18 protein-coding genes are annotated in these 12999 nt (G+C 43.7%); 7 read left to right on the top strand and 11 right to left on the bottom strand.

Going from position 1 to position 12999, the window contains the following annotated elements:
- Window position 1 precedes the first annotated feature (1 nt).
- Both KSX81_RS25345 and KSX81_RS25350 read left to right on the top strand, forming a co-directional pair.
- On the top strand, window positions 2–694 hold the full coding sequence (locus KSX81_RS25345; protein WP_004303541.1) for a HesA/MoeB/ThiF family protein: 693 nt from the start codon (window positions 2–4) through the stop codon (window positions 692–694).
- A 62-nt stretch (window positions 695–756) separates the two neighbouring features.
- Complete coding sequence (locus KSX81_RS25350; RefSeq protein WP_004295702.1) at window positions 757–1365, top strand: thiamine phosphate synthase; 609 nt, start codon at window positions 757–759, stop codon at window positions 1363–1365.
- Window positions 1366–1500: 135 nt separating this feature from the next.
- Here KSX81_RS25350 and KSX81_RS25355 read toward each other — a convergent pair whose 3' ends face one another.
- From KSX81_RS25355 to KSX81_RS25365, 3 genes are all read right to left on the bottom strand, one after another.
- Window positions 1501–2073, bottom strand: a complete 573-nt coding sequence (locus KSX81_RS25355) for a porin family protein (protein WP_004295701.1) — start codon at window positions 2071–2073, stop codon at window positions 1501–1503.
- A 195-nt stretch (window positions 2074–2268) separates the two neighbouring features.
- Entirely contained in the window at window positions 2269–2784 is a 516-nt protein-coding gene (locus KSX81_RS25360; protein WP_004295700.1) for an outer membrane beta-barrel protein, read from the bottom strand.
- 570 nt (window positions 2785–3354) lie between these two features.
- Window positions 3355–3807, bottom strand: a complete 453-nt coding sequence (locus KSX81_RS25365; RefSeq protein ID WP_022161816.1) for a helix-turn-helix domain-containing protein — start codon at window positions 3805–3807, stop codon at window positions 3355–3357.
- Between the two features lie 146 nt (window positions 3808–3953).
- Between KSX81_RS25365 and KSX81_RS25370 the strand changes: the two genes are divergently transcribed.
- The 4 genes from KSX81_RS25370 (at window position 3954) to KSX81_RS25385 (ending at window position 8011) form a co-directional block, all read left to right on the top strand.
- The gene (locus tag KSX81_RS25370) at window positions 3954–4145 is read left to right on the top strand and encodes a hypothetical protein (protein WP_022161817.1); all 192 of its coding nucleotides are present in this window, start codon (window positions 3954–3956) and stop codon (window positions 4143–4145) included.
- Between the two features lie 20 nt (window positions 4146–4165).
- Window positions 4166–4477, top strand: coding sequence for a hypothetical protein (locus tag KSX81_RS25375; RefSeq protein WP_217725713.1), 312 nt, complete (start codon window positions 4166–4168; stop codon window positions 4475–4477).
- Between the two features lie 100 nt (window positions 4478–4577).
- Complete coding sequence (locus KSX81_RS25380; protein WP_022161819.1) at window positions 4578–4781, top strand: hypothetical protein; 204 nt, start codon at window positions 4578–4580, stop codon at window positions 4779–4781.
- The gene (locus tag KSX81_RS25385; protein ID WP_217725719.1) at window positions 4778–8011 is read left to right on the top strand and encodes a DNA primase; all 3234 of its coding nucleotides are present in this window, start codon (window positions 4778–4780) and stop codon (window positions 8009–8011) included. The genes KSX81_RS25380 and KSX81_RS25385 overlap by 4 nt, the downstream gene beginning before the upstream one ends.
- Before the next feature lie 62 nt (window positions 8012–8073).
- Here KSX81_RS25385 and KSX81_RS25390 read toward each other — a convergent pair whose 3' ends face one another.
- Both KSX81_RS25390 and KSX81_RS25395 read right to left on the bottom strand, forming a co-directional pair.
- Window positions 8074–8958 carry a nucleotidyl transferase AbiEii/AbiGii toxin family protein gene (locus tag KSX81_RS25390; protein WP_022161821.1) on the bottom strand — a complete coding sequence of 295 codons (885 nt, stop codon included), beginning with the start codon at window positions 8956–8958 and terminating at the stop codon, window positions 8074–8076.
- Window positions 8958–9539: a type IV toxin-antitoxin system AbiEi family antitoxin domain-containing protein gene (locus KSX81_RS25395; protein WP_022161822.1), complete on the bottom strand. Its 582-nt coding sequence runs from the start codon at window positions 9537–9539 to the stop codon at window positions 8958–8960. Before KSX81_RS25395 ends, KSX81_RS25390 begins: the two co-directional genes overlap by 1 nt.
- A gap of 596 nt (window positions 9540–10135) precedes the next feature.
- On the opposite strand from KSX81_RS25395, the gene KSX81_RS25400 reads away from it, so the two are divergent.
- Complete coding sequence (locus KSX81_RS25400) at window positions 10136–10390, top strand: helix-turn-helix domain-containing protein (RefSeq protein ID WP_410492457.1); 255 nt, start codon at window positions 10136–10138, stop codon at window positions 10388–10390.
- Window positions 10391–10405: 15 nt separating this feature from the next.
- Here the strand turns inward: KSX81_RS25400 and KSX81_RS25405 are convergent, their stop codons facing one another.
- The 6 genes from KSX81_RS25405 to KSX81_RS25430 form a co-directional block, all read right to left on the bottom strand.
- Complete coding sequence (locus tag KSX81_RS25405; RefSeq protein ID WP_217725712.1) at window positions 10406–10774, bottom strand: hypothetical protein; 369 nt, start codon at window positions 10772–10774, stop codon at window positions 10406–10408.
- A 91-nt stretch (window positions 10775–10865) separates the two neighbouring features.
- Window positions 10866–11228 carry a hypothetical protein gene (locus KSX81_RS25410; protein WP_217725711.1) on the bottom strand — a complete coding sequence of 121 codons (363 nt, stop codon included), beginning with the start codon at window positions 11226–11228 and terminating at the stop codon, window positions 10866–10868.
- Window positions 11229–11284: 56 nt separating this feature from the next.
- On the bottom strand, window positions 11285–11647 hold the full coding sequence (locus KSX81_RS25415; protein WP_217725710.1) for a hypothetical protein: 363 nt from the start codon (window positions 11645–11647) through the stop codon (window positions 11285–11287).
- Window positions 11648–11649: 2 nt separating this feature from the next.
- Entirely contained in the window at window positions 11650–11820 is a 171-nt protein-coding gene (locus KSX81_RS25420; protein ID WP_217725709.1) for a glyoxalase, read from the bottom strand.
- Window position 11821: 1 nt separating this feature from the next.
- Entirely contained in the window at window positions 11822–12181 is a 360-nt protein-coding gene (locus KSX81_RS25425) for a sulfide:quinone reductase (RefSeq protein ID WP_254884191.1), read from the bottom strand.
- Window positions 12154–12348, bottom strand: a complete 195-nt coding sequence (locus KSX81_RS25430; RefSeq protein WP_075316826.1) for a hypothetical protein — start codon at window positions 12346–12348, stop codon at window positions 12154–12156. Before KSX81_RS25430 ends, KSX81_RS25425 begins: the two co-directional genes overlap by 28 nt.
- Between the last annotated feature and the right edge of the window lie 651 nt (window positions 12349–12999).

The following is a 12999-nucleotide window of genomic DNA, read 5'->3' on the forward strand; positions in this document are numbered from 1 at the left end:
GATGCGATACGATAGACAAATCATACTTCCCGAAATCGGAGAAGAAGGTCAGAAGAAACTGCAGGAAGCCAAAGTGCTTATTGTAGGTGTGGGAGGGCTAGGCTCTCCCATCGCTCTCTACCTGGCAGGCGCCGGTGTGGGATGTCTCGGACTGGTAGATGACGATTTGGTAAGCATCACTAACCTGCAACGACAAGTTCTCTATTCCGAAAAAGAATTGGGTAAACCGAAAGCTATCTGTGCAGCGGAACGGCTCTCCGCTCTCAACAGCGAGATCAGAATACATCCCTACTCTACCAGGTTGACAAAAGAAAATGCTTATCATATCATTCAGGAATATGATATAGTAGTCGACGGCTGTGACAACTTTGCCACCCGTTACCTGATTAACGATATCTGCATAGAGCAGAAAAAGCCTTACGTATATGGTGCTATCTGCGGTTTTGAAGGACAGGTTTCTGTATTCAACTACGGAAACCAGAAAAAGAACTACCGGGATCTTTATCCTGACGAAGAAGAAATGCAACGGATGCCTCCTCCGCCTAAAGGCGTGATGGGAGTTACTCCTGCCATTGTAGGAAGTGTTGAAGCTACGGAAGTGCTGAAAATAATCTGTGATTTTGGAGATGTTTTAGCCGGCGAACTATGGACAATCGACCTGCGGACATGGCAATCTAACAAATTTTCACTATAAAGGTTGGTTTCTGACATAGTTAATTAGTAACTTTGCTAAGCAATCCAATTTTAACAAAAGAAATGAAACTAATTGTAGTTACCACCCCTACCTTCTTCGTCGAAGAAGATAAGATTATTACCGCTCTTTTCGAAGAGGGGCTGGATGTCCTACATCTTAGGAAGCCGGAAACTCCGGCTATGTATTCGGAACGGCTATTGACACTTATTCCGGATAAATATCACCGCCGTATCGTCACGCATGAACATTTCTATTTGAAAGAAGAATTTAATCTGATGGGTATCCACCTGAATGCACGTAATCCCAAAGAGCCGCATGATTATTATGGTCACATCAGCTGTTCGTGCCATTCAGTGGAGGAGGTAAAAAACAGAAAGCATTTTTACGACTATGTTTTTATGAGTCCTATTTATGATAGTATCTCTAAAGTGAATTACTATTCAACATATACTGCCGAAGAATTGCGTGAAGCACAAAGAGCCAAAATTATCGATTCGAAAGTGATGGCATTGGGAGGTATCAATGAAGATAATTTGCTGGAGATTAAAGATTTCGGTTTCGGAGGAGCTGTCGTATTAGGAGATCTTTGGAACAAATTCGACGCCTGTCAGGATCAGAACTATTTAGCCGTAATCGAGCACTTTAAAAAGTTGAAAAAGCTATCAGATTAATAAAAAGCCGATAGTAAACTGACTGTACATTCCTATTGTATATCCAATAAAGGAAATGACTTTCTCAATCATAAAATAAAAAAGCCCCCGCGAATTGTCTTCCGCAACGGCTTTCTGTATTTCGGTGTTTTCTTATCAGAACTTATATCCCACGATAATAGAGAAGTTCATGTTTTTAGGATTACCAACTTTTTCCACATCAACCAGACCAAATTGACCATCCAAGCCTGCAATGATTCTACCAAATTCCAATGCAACTCCTACACCAAGACCTGCATCAAAACGCTTCAAAGCATCATCACCAAAAGTGTCGACTTTACGTTCTGTGTCATTACCTAAGTCAAACTTTGTTTTACCGGCAATACCACAAGCAAAATAAGGACCTGCATTCACCACCAGATTAGTATTATCTGCTACATTGAAACGTGCAGCAGCCATTACTGGCAATTCCAAATACATTGCATTAATGCTATTGCCATCTTTCTTTGCACCTTTACTAGTTAAGAATAATGAAGGTTGCAGTGACCATGTATCAGTAAAAGCATATTCAAAACCTCCACCAAGTTTGAATCCAACCTTTGCATTCAGATCAAGATCACCGGTGTAATTACTAAAGTTCATACCTACTTTGGCATTCCAACCTGTAATTTGAGAGAAACCTGCCACTGAAATCAGTGCAAATAAAACAAACAAAACACTCTTCTTCATAATTTTAAAGTTTTAAATTAATACTAAAGGTTTTTATTGACCTCATTGTTTAACAATACAAATGTATAATTGTAATTTGTATTAAACAACTTTTTCGTTAACAAGTGCGCAATTTATAGAGATTATACATAAAAAAAGGGAATTCCCTATTTTTGAGAACTCCCTTTCCTAATTTGTTGATTTGTTTTCTTCTTATTAGAATGCGTAATGGAAACCAATTGAAAGATCTTCACTAGTAAGTTCAAGACCAAAAGAATCTCCAAGCGTATTTATATTTCTACGATATCCCAGGAAACCATACTTGGCAATGAAAGAGAAGTGATCATTCAATTTAACAGCAATCCCCGGTCTAAGTCCCACTTGTCCGGCTTTAGTAGTGTCTCCGTCTTTAACCTTCACGAAGCCGAGAGCAGCAGTTCCGTCCAGGAACAGGCGAACCGCACCGGTTTCACAGTAAGACCAACGAATGTATGGAGCAACAATTACTGAATTTTTTGTTAGTCCACCATTATAATTATGTGAATAATCCAATTCAGCACCCAATGCCCATGTTTCATTAAAGTTGTATCCAACTTCCGGAGCAACTTTAAAAGAAGTAGTGTTGCCTGTGCTGTTACGCCAAACGTTCAAAGATCCGCCTACGTAAATGTCTTGTGCTTTTACAGCGATAGTTGCTAACATTACAACTACCAATAATAAACCCTTTTTCATTTTCTTTGTTTTTTTAAATTAAACGTTAGACCCCAATTCGGTCGATTTCTGGGGTGCAAATGTAAAGCTGTTTTTATGATTAAACAAACATTTAGTTAGTTTTTTATAATAAATACCAAATAAATATTGGGTGGTAAACGGACATCAGTACCCAACAGGCATAAAATAAAATAGACTGCAAATACTTTCACAAGTATTTACAGTCTATTTATCAGATAGTTAAGTACCTAACCAGCGTATTTGACTATCCTTCTATTGCTGCTTGCGCCATACCGATATAGATTTAATATTCTGATACTTATGTATTTAGTGTAAGCCTAAAGTAAGCGAATATTTATCTAATGTTGTTTTGATTATGGGGTATCGGCTTAGAGTTTATATCTTTTACGGCAGCGATCGCCGCAGTAATTCCAACTTGATAATCAGCAATTTACAACTTTATTGTAAACTTCTGTACAACACTACCTTATAAATTATATTTAATTTCCTAATCCCCTTGGAATTGTTTACTGGGTTATTACTTAAATATTACTTTTAACAAAATAGGTAGATTGAATAGTTTTGTTATTGTTACCTCCTTTCTTTTAATAGTTCAATAATAGCGTCCTTGTCCTTCAGATTGGAATCAAGACGTGTAATCTGTGCGTTCAGGCTGTCTATCTGCTCTTTCAGGAGTTTGATGGTCTCCTTTTGGCTTTCTACGACAGCCTGTTCCTTTGTCAATTGTGCAGCAATTTCGGTATCTCCGATATTGTTGTTTGCATTCCCGTCCAGTGTTACCGCCGCAAGGTATGCGGAAATCTGATGCTGCACGGGACAGAACAGGGAGAAGAAATTGAAGCCCAGTGCCTCACTCACTTTGAAAAGGCGGTTGGTCTCCATCGTCTCCCTTTCGAGAATGCGGTTGATGTGCTGCTGGGGAACACCGATTCTTCGCCCAAGCTCGGATTTACTAAGCCCGAGTTCGTTGCGACGCCTGTCGATGGCCTCTCCCACATGCACGTTTTTTATATCTATTGTCATAAGATTAAATCAATAATTGAACCTTAAATCAAAATTCATCAAACAAATATTTGGCTATATAAACCTTTTTGTGTTATTTTGTGAGCGTTAAAACACTCATTTATTGAGGACAAAGTTAAACATTAAATATTAAACATCCAACAATTATGGCAGAAAACATGGAAAAAATTCGCCCTGCCCTCGTGGCGCTTGAAGTCGGCGACACCGTTACGTTCCCTATTTCACGCTTGAAGAGCGTTCGTACCCAGGCTTCTGAACTGGGAGCCATCTATAACCGCCAGTTCAAGACCAGGACCGACAGGGAAAAGCATACGATTACAGTCAAACGTATTTTGTAAGGGATTAAAATCATGCGGATATGAAACTGCTTCAGTTTGTGGATCACCTGATTCCATACGACACGTTCCTGAACGACCTTTCCGCAAGGATTGTCAGGATGCTGAAAATGGACCGTGACGACCCGGAGTTTGTCAGCCAGAGGAAGGCTTATGAAATCTTCGGGCGCAGGAACGTGGAAAGATGGAGACGCCAGGGAAAAGTCGAGGCATACAAGAGGCCCGGCAAGGTAGAGTACAGAACGGCCGACCTCCGCCTCCTGCAACGCACGGTACAGGATTATCTTGATAACGGACATACGGAAAAAGGATGCGGAAAGGAACTGAAAAAGTAAACAATGTTGTGGCTATGTTGAAAAGAAAGCCGGCCCCGGCAATGTAGTCACGGAATATTCTTTTCGGGGTGGCACGTATAACCATATAAACGTATCGCAAATGAAAGAGTTGAAACCAACCTGCGACCCCGAAGGAGTCTATTCTGCCAAACGGACCTGTGCCGAACTGGGCATAAGCCACAAGACGCTCCGAAAGTACCGGGACAACGGTTACATTACGCCGCTTAACCCGAACAACCCATGCCGACCGAAATTCTCCGGGCAGTCCATCATCGATTGCTGGAATCTTATGAAGACATTATGATCAGCGAATCCACTATAAGCAAAGTCAGGGAACTTGCCATAGAGGATGTTCTCAAACCTTATGTCAGCCTTTCAAGGAAGGGCTCGACCCTGATGGGGCTTTGTCCTTTCCATGCGGAGAAGACCGGATCGTTCGCGGTGTCCCCGCATAGGAACCTGTTCCACTGCTTCAGCTGTAACCGTGGCGGTGACGCTATCACTTTCATTATGGAGAAGGAGAATCTTTCCTTCATCGAAGCGGTCAGGTTCATAGCTGATAATAATAATATTCCGGTAGAATACACAGACGAGGAACGTACAGATGAACAGGTTGCAGAGACAAAGCACCGGGAGTCCTTGCTGGCTGCATTGGACTGCATACAGAACTACTTCCTTGAAAACCTGAGAGCGGAAACAAGTGAAGAGTGCTCTCGGGCACGTGAATATGCGTATGGAAGATGGCCGGAGGAGTTCTGTTCCGTGGCGGGCATCGGCTATGCGCCCAAGGACGGTTCCGCATTCATGGAGTATTGCCGGCAGAAGTCTCTTGCCGGGGAAAAGCTGTTCGAGCTTGGGATGCTCCGGCGTGGCGAGGACGGCAGCGTGTATGCCATGTTCCGCCAGCGCATCATGATTCCTGTGCGGAACAGGTGGGGACGCATCATCGCCTATACGGCCAGGTACATCGGTGACAACCCGAAAGCTCCGAAGTATATCAATTCGGCTACCAGTATGGTGTATTCCAAAGGTGAGACAATTTTCGGCATTGACAGGGCAAGCCGCCAGCGGGATGCGGACTACTTTATCATCGTGGAAGGTGCGCCAGACGTACTCCGAATGCAGTCCGTGGGGTATGAGAATACGGTGGCCGCTCTCGGTACGGCATGGACGGACGGCCAGTTCGACCAACTGAAAAAGTTCACGTCGTCCCTGTGCTTCATTCCGGATTCGGACGTGGCTGAAAGCAAACCATACGGACCCGGATTTGAGGCGGTCATGACAAACGGAGCTGCCGCAATCAGGAAAGGTTTCCATGTAACGGTCAGGGAACTGCCGTTTGCGAATGTCTCTGATAGTGAGTCTGGAACACAATACGGCAAGAACGATGCCGACAGTTTCATCCGTTGTAAGGAGGACTATACTTCGCTGGTCGAGAAGCATTTCATCATCTGGCTGGCACAAAAGCGTTTCTTTGTGGCTTCTTCTTTGGTGGAGGAACGGAAATGTGTTTCTGAAATAGCCGACCTGCTGCGTTACGTGAAGGACCAGCTGGTGTTTGATCAGTGCATCGAACAGCTCTCCAAGCTGCACGGCAAGGTAAAACTGTGGCGTGATGCCGTATCACAAGCACGGGGTGAAGCCCGGAGAAAAAGCAGCCGTTCAGATTCCATGAACGAGATGCAGCGTGAGGCGGAGCTGCTGCGTCAGTTCGGCTTGTTTGTACGTGAGAACTGCTATTATTCCATTGGCGAGGAGGATGACGAGCCGGCCAGAATATCCAACTTTGTTATGGAACCGCTGTTTCATATCGAGGACGAGAACAACGGTACCCGTATTTTCCGTATGAGGAACATGTACAACGTCTGCCGTGTCGTCGAACTGAAGGAGTCCGAACTGTGTTCACTAAGCAACTTCCAGCAGAAGGTCGGTTCACTGGGCAACTATGTATGGCTGGCCAAGATAGACAGGCTCAACCGTGTCAAGGAATACCTCTATTCAAAGACCGATACGGCAGAACGTGTCCGGAAACTGGGATGGAATGCGGCAGAAGGTTTCTTTGCCTTCGGTAACGGCATATTCACCGGCGGCACATTCAGGGCAGTCAATGAACTGGGTATAGTCAAAAGTAATGATGATAAAGCATATTATATTCCGGCGACTTCCAAAATCTATATCCACAACCAGGAAATCTTCCAGTTCGAGCGGCTGATGGTACATGAGAACCGCAACGGGGTGAAGCTGTATGATTATGTGTCAAGACTGTCGGAAGTGTTCGGTGAGAACGCAAACGTCGCTTTCTGCTACCTGCTTGCCACCCTGTTCCGTGACATCATATTCAGCCGTACCCGTCATTTCCCCATACTCAACCTGTTTGGCGAGAAGGGAACCGGCAAGACCACGCTCGCCACCTCCCTCCAGTCCTTCTTCCTGCACGGGGTTGATCCGCCCAACCTGGGTGTCACCTCCGTTCCTGCCATGAACGACCGTGTATCGCAGGCGGTCAATACCCTTGTCGTGCTGGACGAATACAAGAACGACCTTGACATCCGCAAGATAGCCTATCTGAAAGGACTGTGGGGAGGCGGCGGACAGACCAAGAAGAATACGGGCACGGACGGGATGGCGGCACAGACCATCGTCACTACCGGCGTGGTGCTTTGCGGTCAGGACAAGCCCACGCAGGACATGGCACTTTATACCCGTGTCATCTTCCTTGCCTTCTCGAAAACCTCTTTCAGCCAGGCGGAGAAGAAACATTATGAAGACCTGGTGGCTCTCTGTAATTTGGGGCTGACGCATCTCACGCTGGAAATACTGAACCATCGGGAGCTGTTCGAGAAGAATTTTCCGGAAATCTATTCCATCACCAAGCGGGAATTGGCCACGAAGTTAGAGAACGAGACCATCCATGACCGTATTTTCGGCAACTGGGTCATTCCGCTGGCCGCTTTCCGCACGTTAGAAACAGTGATAGACGTTCCATTTACCTATACGGAACTGTTTGATACGGCCATAAAAGGCATACGTGTTCAGAACGAGCTAGCCCAGGAGAGTTCGGAGATTGCCGACTTCTGGAACATGCTTCAGGGATTCCAGACATCAGGGAAGTGCATTGACCGGGTTCACTACCGTATCCGCTACATGAAATCGTTCCGACCTCTTTCTGTCAGGGAAGACATCGAGTTCAACGAGGCCCGTCCTATCCTCTACCTGAACATGGCGGCCATAGCCTCCCTGTTCAACAGCCGGAACATGAACGCTACGGCCAACCGATCGAACTGGTCCACCATCCTGACGTATCTGAAATCGCATCCGTCGTATCTCGGTCTGAAACAGGATCGGTTTACAATCCTGTCTCCGAGCGGCCTGCCGGAATATTCCATTGAGATTGTCAATGGCGAGCAGGTCAGGAAGGTCAAGGTGAACCGTCCGAAAGCATTGTGCTTTGACTATCAGCAATTAAAGGATACGTTCGGACTTGAACTTGAAACGGAAGTTGTATCTGATAATACAGAATTAGAAGGATATTGAATGTGACAATAAAGCCAAGTGTTTTCATCTGATTTCGGATTAAACACTTGGCATTAAATAGATTATTCTAATCTGTCTTTCTGAAAATAGGTTTCCATTAAACTTTTCAGGTTGTTCTCTATAACTGACATGACTTCTTCAAAAGGAATATTGACTTTCCATTTGATTTTTTTCAAAAACAACTGCCAGCGTTTAATTCGCTCAGGATCTGTTTTGAAATCGTCAGTAAACAGTTTCAAATTGGGATTATATTCCAATTTTCTGTTTTCGAAAGTTGCATTGATTGCTTCTTGTAATGTTGTCTTATCTATATCCTTTGTTGTAAGAATCTGATAGCAATCAAAGAAATCCTTCATTCTACTATTCAGTACATCACGATCTATCATTGTATGGAATTTCTCAGCTACTACGGTTTCTATCGAATATGCCTGAATATTAATGGATGGATTATCTGGTAGAAGTAATGGAAAATCCACAGTTTCAGGACATGGCGTAACCACATCTCCAAAACCGATGTCAATAGACATATTGTGTTCAATAGTATCCAAATATCCGGTAAAATAAAAGCGGGTCCCGGGATATTCTTTTTCCACTGTAATAGGTTCTGCTCTGATACTATCCACATTAAATACAACACCATCTTTCTCACAAGGAATACTTAGAATTTCTTTGAATACAGATTCCAAATGTTTCCTGTCACGACTTATTCTTTTTGCCATAAAGTCAACATCCACGGTAGGTCGGGCATCCAATCCATCCATTGCATACAAAAGCGAACCACCTTTCAATAGGAAGTTGTCCTTAAACTGACTTACTGAAACACGATACAGCAGCCGTTCGTTAAAATACCGTGCTAATAAATACATATATTCATGGCCGGAAGTTTTTTTCAAGTTCAGGAGCTTTTCTCTGACGGACTTCCCGTAATTGGTTATTTTTCTTTTCATTATTCTAATGTTATTTCAATGAAATAGTTAAGCGTTTTATATACTCTCAATTTCTTAGCGTAATCATATAAGCGGCTAAGATTTCTGTCATTCCGTTTCAGATATGTTCTTACGACTTCTGCACATATATCCATACCAATTTTATTTCGATACTTGATGGCATCGCAAACACTTCTTTCTAAGTCTGTCATTCGTATTGTGTGACCGGAAACATTTTGTTCAATAACACCAATATCAAAATACTCATCCTTCCAATAATAAAGTTGTATAGGAATACTATCTGGAAGAACAATTTTTCTTTTACTTCTTATGGCTATACAAAATGCGGGGGGGACAGTTGTTGAAAGCTGGTAATAAGACCAGGCATTATATAGGCATACAACACCACCAGGTATTATTCGCTCTATATCTACCATCGTGCTGAAAAGAGCTGTTGGCTCAGCATAAACCCCTTGGCGTACCCGTATAAGTTCGCCTCTTTCTACAGCTCGAAGTACTCGTTTATATTCAGAGCGATTAGAAAGATCTTTTACGGACAGAACCCCACCTTTGTTTGCCAACATATCTGTTATATTTTCCATATCTTGGTATTTTCTATTGCAAAGTTATTGAATTTATCCGAATAATGGGTATTTATCTACGGATAATATAAATATTTTCCGTAATTAAATCCCCTATATTAGAATCTAATCTTATCTAAGACTTCCTATAACTTTCAAAAAAATATCTGCACATATTTTCATGTTGACAGCGTTGACAAAGCATAATACATTTAGTACCAAATAGTTTATATTGAAAATCAGCGTTGACAAACGTTGACAAAGGTAGCCACTTTCAGAAAAACCCAAGATATTTGGAGCCAAAGGTTGACAAATCACGATATACTATTTATTTCTTCTTTTAATAAAGAAAAAGATAATATATTGTATGATAGTAGCTTATGGCAAACCTTATAAGATACGTTTGACGTTGGCTCCCTTGTCAACGCTGTCAACCTCTAAATATATGCCCTTCTTATTTTCTTGTAACGCATACATTTCTCAATGTGGTCTTAAACATTACAGCGTTTGATAACACATATTCCTTGAAAATCCCATTAAATAGCTGATATTCCAATATCTAACGTATTGATATATATGTATTCCGATTTTATCTTTATGGCAAAGCGAAGTTGGATATGGATTTACACAAGTTGTTTTTGGAAGTTCTTCCCGGTCGGATATACTCCGTCAGTGAAGCCGCACGTTATTTGGGTGTTCACAGGTGTACTGTCTATGCCTATATCAGTCATCCCGAAAGGCCTTTGCCTTTTGTGAAAATGCAGGACAAGACGAAACTTATGTTTCGTGGAGCGGACCTGATAGCCTATAAAGCAGCCGGTCCCCCGAAGAAAGGCCGCAGACGGAAAGACGACAGGGCCGGATGCCACTGACGCTTTCCGTTCCGGTCAATTTAGCCAATGATGCGTAAACGGACTTTTACCTGTTGCCTTTGACAAGTCGCAGGCAAGAAGCCATGCCTTTGTACGTATGTCCTCCATGTCCGCAACGGCTTGCAGGTAGCGTGCCGGGGATGTCGCTCCGGACTTTATCATCCACTCCCACGCACACACTTCGGGGTTGATGGCATCCACGAAGGACATTATTTCCGATATAAGATTTTCCATCTTACCATTCTTCATTTCAGCGGTAAAACAGAACGCTACACCGCCAAGTGTTTTCCGCTTAAAATTGAAGCATCGAATACCGTTTCCCATTCTCGTTGATACATTCCAGCCGTTTATGGCTGCAATGTGAATAATTTGGTCGTCTGTCATGTCAGTATGAGTCAGTTGTTATGAAACAAACATAAGCCGGTCCGCCATATTCCCTTTGAAACATGGCAGGCTGCTTAATATAGTCTTAGTCCTATGCTATTTCTCTGATTGCGTCAAGAAGGTCCTCCACCATTTTCCCTGCCGCTTCCATATCTTCAAGTACATCTCTCATACGGTAAGGTGCTCCGTTTTTTCCGTGTCCCCTGTTGTCAAGCCACAGATACGTTTCCTCGTCCACGTCGAAGTCATCGTAATAGTTCTCCATGTCCGCTATCAGACTGTCAAGGTCTTTGCCTTTCATTGTAGCCGTAAAGGAAAAGTCCTGCCCTGCCGGAGTGAATTTTGAAAACTCGAAGATGACTATCCCATTCTTCTGTCCGGCATCCGCACTTACATTCCAGCCGTTCGTTTCACCGCATCGGACAACTGTATCTATTCTGTCTTTTTTGCGCATATCGTTTTTGTTTTATGTCAGCCGTAGTGTCAAGCCACGGCTGACGGTTTATAAACTCAATCTTCAAATCTCGCAAGGAAACGTTGCAGACGGTGGTCATTCAGCCTGCAAAGCGGTGCAGGCTGGAAGTCCATTTGCTGCCGTACCAGCAATTTGCCAAGGCCTTGTGCCGTAAGGTCAAGCTCCACTTCCGACAGCTCGTTCAGTGAAATGTAGCCGTACTCGTCCTCCATAAGTCCGACAACTATACCGAAAAGAATGGTGTCATTACCTTCTGTCTCTCCTTCAAGAATGAACCAGCGGACAGAACCGAGGGCAAAAACCGCACGGCAAACAGCGTCCTTTCCCTTGCCGTCTTGGGAATAAAGGGGATAGCCTTTCAAGGCTTCCTCCAACATGGATGTCATAAGCCTGCACATAATCAGTCAAATTTAATTTCGTCCTCGTAAACGTCTATTTCCGCTCCGCTGCTGAACTGCACGGTAAAGCCTTTTGCGGTTTTGGCGATGATTGTACCACGATGATAGCCATGCCACGGTGCTATCAGCTCACATTGCTGTCCGTATTCCGGAAAATCTGTATCGTCCCACATATCAGTAAGTTTTAGTGTTTGAAAATTCGGGGTCATAAATAAGTTCTCTTTCAATCAGATGTTGGTACGCTTCCGAAGCGAGCCGTGAAGCCCACTCGTTGCGTTCGTCATAAAAGCCATTTTGGTAATTGTGTGCTAACTGCCGCATGAAGCCAATGAATACCTTGAACATCTGCTGCTGGAGGTAGCGGTGCGCTCTGGTCAGTTCCCTGCCGGTCTTGTCGGCGGAACACATCCGTCCGTTCACGAAGTTTGCAAACTCTTGGGCGAAAGCCTTGTCCTGCCCGGAGACTGTCGCTCCTGAAAATTCCTGATAGTCCATATTGTTACAATTTAGATGGTTGCTTGATAATAAATCCAAGGTTCGGGTGACACGTTGTAGATATAATCGCCACACCGCACCAGTAAACACCTGCTCCCATAATAGAGCCTCTTCATGCCTCGGACACTTCCTGTCCTGTGAAAGTTGGGAAAGCGGTCTATGCCAACTCTTCGTCCTTGCTCGATAGTCATTTTTCTTACTCGCATAATCCTTTAAGTTTGGAGGTTTCAATTCTTTTCCCTCTTGTGAAGCTCCTTTGAGCCTCGTGGTCGGGAAAACCGTTTTTCGTGCAGGCCAGACTGCGGACGTAAAGGGAGATAAGGCAAGTGTGAGATCAGAGAGTGCGGACGGAATACCCAAATTTTGGAGGAACGGGAAAATTTGCGGAAGGCTGCCGTCAAGCCCTCCGACCGAAAGCGTCAGCGACACTTGACGTTCTCCCTGTCCGCAGTAGCTTTGCACGTAAAAAACGGCTCCCGACCACGAGACTCAAATGGTTGTCAAGCTAAATTTTTCTTACATTTTTCGGAGAACAGATTATCACCTTGCAGGCAAGTATCCATATATATGAAGAATATTCTGAAACGCCGTTGCCGTTGTGAGAGCCTGTAAAATGGAGCAAAGCGTAGTCTTGCAGGCTCTCTCTATGGCAACGGACTGGAAACTTCCATCAATCGTAGTAACCTGTCAGCTGGAACTTACTTGGTGTCATAGACACGGAGTAAGTCGGCTGGCTTCACTATCTCAAATACTTTGTGACTTTCGGCATGACATGAAATGCAATAAAATGGAGTGAAAATTAGCTTTACAAGCTTTTATAACCGTTGCAGGTTGATATTTTCTGTATGTTGTATAGT

Origin of the sequence: Bacteroides sp. MSK.18.37 (assembly GCF_019129155.2) — a bacterium.
Lineage (GTDB): Bacteria > Bacteroidota > Bacteroidia > Bacteroidales > Bacteroidaceae > Bacteroides > Bacteroides ovatus.